The organism is Actinomadura sp. NPDC000929 (assembly GCF_040492065.1).
Classification (GTDB): Bacteria; Actinomycetota; Actinomycetes; order Streptosporangiales; family Streptosporangiaceae; genus Spirillospora; species Spirillospora verrucosospora.
On the sequence record NZ_JBEUPA010000305.1, the window covers coordinates 1 to 2650 of the forward strand.

At 76.4% G+C, this 2650-nt stretch carries 4 protein-coding genes; all 4 read left to right on the top strand.

The genetic code is table 11. The annotated features are described in order from the left end of the window. The first annotated feature begins 146 nt into the window (after positions 1-146). A complete protein-coding gene (locus ABWI04_RS42390; protein ID WP_345184525.1) occupies positions 147-494 on the top strand; it encodes a Rieske (2Fe-2S) protein in 348 nt (115 codons plus the stop codon). After that, the gene (locus ABWI04_RS42395) at positions 491-1708 is read left to right on the top strand and encodes an NAD(P)/FAD-dependent oxidoreductase (RefSeq protein WP_353835939.1); all 1218 of its coding nucleotides are present in this window, start codon (positions 491-493) and stop codon (positions 1706-1708) included. The genes ABWI04_RS42390 and ABWI04_RS42395 overlap by 4 nt, the downstream gene beginning before the upstream one ends. A gap of 10 nt (positions 1709-1718) precedes the next feature. Then, on the top strand, positions 1719-2081 hold the full coding sequence (locus ABWI04_RS42400) for a Rieske (2Fe-2S) protein (RefSeq protein ID WP_345184521.1): 363 nt from the start codon (positions 1719-1721) through the stop codon (positions 2079-2081). Continuing rightward, a partial coding sequence (locus ABWI04_RS42405; RefSeq protein WP_353835940.1) for an MFS transporter occupies positions 2068-2650 on the top strand: 583 nt, incomplete at its 3' end. The genes ABWI04_RS42400 and ABWI04_RS42405, both read left to right, overlap by 14 nt.

Below are 2650 nucleotides of genomic sequence, written 5' to 3' on the forward strand. Positions count from 1 at the left end.
GGGGGCGGGTATTGGCGTTACACAAACCCGCGGGCCCTTAACCACACAACCTAAACCCCCCACCTCCTCCGCGCCTCCCCCTACCCGGGCGGGGGGGGGGGGCGGCGCCCCCCCCCGCCCCCGGCCATCCAGCAGGGAGGACGACCGTGGAGCAGCAGACGGGCGAGTGGGTGCGGGCCGCCGCGCTCGCCGAGGTGCGCCGGCGCCGGCGCCTCGCCGTGACCGTCGGGGGACGGCGGATCGCGCTCTTCCTGGTCGGCGGCGACGTCTACGCGCTGGACGACGTGTGCGTCCACAAGCAGCGGTCGCTGTCCAAGGGAGCCGTCCTGAACGGACGGGTGATCTGCCCCGGGCACCAGTGGGTGTTCGACCCGGAGACCGGCGAGATCGAGGGCCGGGACGAATGCCAGCCGAGCCATGCCGTGCGCGTCGACGGCGACGACGTCTACGTCGACCCGCGGCCCCGGATCCTGTCGGAGGAGCACCCCTCATGAGAGACGTCCTGGTGGCGGGGGCGGGGCAGACGGCCGCGGTCGCCGCCCGCACGCTGCGCCGCCGCGGCTTCGACGGCCGCGTCACCCTCGTCGGCGCCGAGCACGAGGCGCCCTACCAGCGCCCGCCGCTGTCGAAGGAGTACCTGGCGGGGGAGCAGGACCGCGACGAGCTGTGCCTGCTCACCCCCGAATGGTGCGAGGCCAACGACGTGGAGCTGCGGCTAGGCGTCGCGGCCGCCGCGATCCGCCCCGCCGAGCGGGCCCTGGAACTGGCGGACGGCACCGTGCTGCGGGGCGACGCCCTGCTCGTCGCGACCGGCGGGCGCCCCCGGCGGCTGCCCGGCGTCGAGGGCGAGCGCGTCCGCCACCTGCGCACCGTCGCCGACGCCGACCGGCTCCGCGGCGAGCTGCGGCCGGGCGCGCGGGTCGTGGTGGTCGGCGCCGGGTTCATCGGCTGCGAGGTCGCCTCCACCGCGCTCGACCGCGGCGCGCACGTCACGGTCGTCGAGCGGGCAGGGCGCCCGCTCGGGCACGTCGTCGGCGAGCCCATGGGCGACGTGATGGCCGCGATGCTCCGCACGAACGGCGTCGACCTGCGCACCGGCGAGAAGGTCGAGCGGTACGAGGAGACCGCGTCCGGCGCCGTCGTCACCACCAGCGGCGGGACGGCCCTGGAGGCGGACGTGGTGGTCGTCGGCGCCGGGATGGTCCCGAACGTCGAGCCCGTCACCGGCGCCGGGATCGAGACCCCCGGCGGCATCGCGGTCGACGCGTACTGCCGCACCGGCGTGGACGGCGTCTACGCCGCGGGCGACGTGGCCTGCCAGTGGCAGCCGCTCCTCGGACGGCACGTCCGCGCCGAGCACTTCGACAACGCCAACGCGCAGGGCATGGCGGCGGCCAAGAACATCCTCGGCGGCGCGTCGGCGCACACGGCGCCGCCCTGGTTCTGGTCCGACCAGTTCGGCCACGCCGTCCAGCACGCGGGGCACGGCGAGGGCACGGACCGGCTCGTCGTCCGGGGCCGCGTCGAGGACTTCGACTTCATCGCGTTCTACCTCGCGGACGGCGTGCTGCGCGCCGCGTTCACCGTGGACCGCGGCGGCGACCTCGCGATCGCCCGGCAGCTCATCGCCCGCGGGGCCGTCCTGGACCCCGGCGCCCTGCGCGACGAGGACGCCGACCTCACCGACCTGCTCGACACACTCAGCTAGGGAGCGACCGATGGAATACCAGCGCGTGGCCCGCTCGGGGCAGGTGCCCGAGGGCGTCGTCCGCCGCTTCTTCGTGGGCGAGGCGGAGGTCGCCGTCGCCCGCTGGGACGGCGAGGTGCACGCCATGTCGAACTACTGCACCCACCTGGACTGCCTCCTGTCGTCCGGGCGGGTGACCGAGGACGGGCTGCTGTGCTCGTGCCACGGCAGCGTCTTCGACTTCGGGTCCGGCGAGCCGATCACCCCGCCCGCGACCAGGCCGATCACGGTGTACCCGGTGAAGGAGGAGGACGGGGAGATCCTCGTGCACGTCCCCCCGGAGGACGCCGCCAACGGCGGGCCCCGACGGCGGCGGCCCGTTGGCCGAGCCTGACCCGGCGGACGGGCGCGGCACGGGGCGCGGGCCGTGGCCGGCGCTCGTCCCGCTGCTGCTCGGCACGTTCACCGGCACCGTCGCCAACACGATCGTCAACGTCCCGCTCACGCTGATCCTGCGCGACCTGGACGCCTCGATCTCCGCCGGCACCCTGGTCGTCGTCGGGTTCACGCTCCCGTTCGCCGTGCTGCTGCCGCTGTCGGGGTGGCTCGGCGACCGCTGCGGCCCCCGCCGGGTGTTCCTCGCCGCGATGCTGCTGCTCGGGATCGGCTCGGCGGGCGCCGGGCTCGCCGGCGACCTGGCCTCCCTGGTCGCGATGCGCGCGGTGCAGGGCGTCGCGACCGCCGCGATGCTGCCCGCGGTCATGGCGCTGATCGCCTCGCTGTTCGGCGGCGGGCGGCGCGGCCGCGCCCTCGGGCTGTGGGCGGCCGCCAACGGCGTCGGGCAGGCCGCCCGGGCCCCGCGCGGCGGGCGCCGGGCCCCCGGGTTCGGCTGGGACGCCGGGTTCTGGCCGGGCGTGCCGCGGTGCGCCCCCGCCCCGGCGCTGGCCCGCCGGTTGGTCCCGG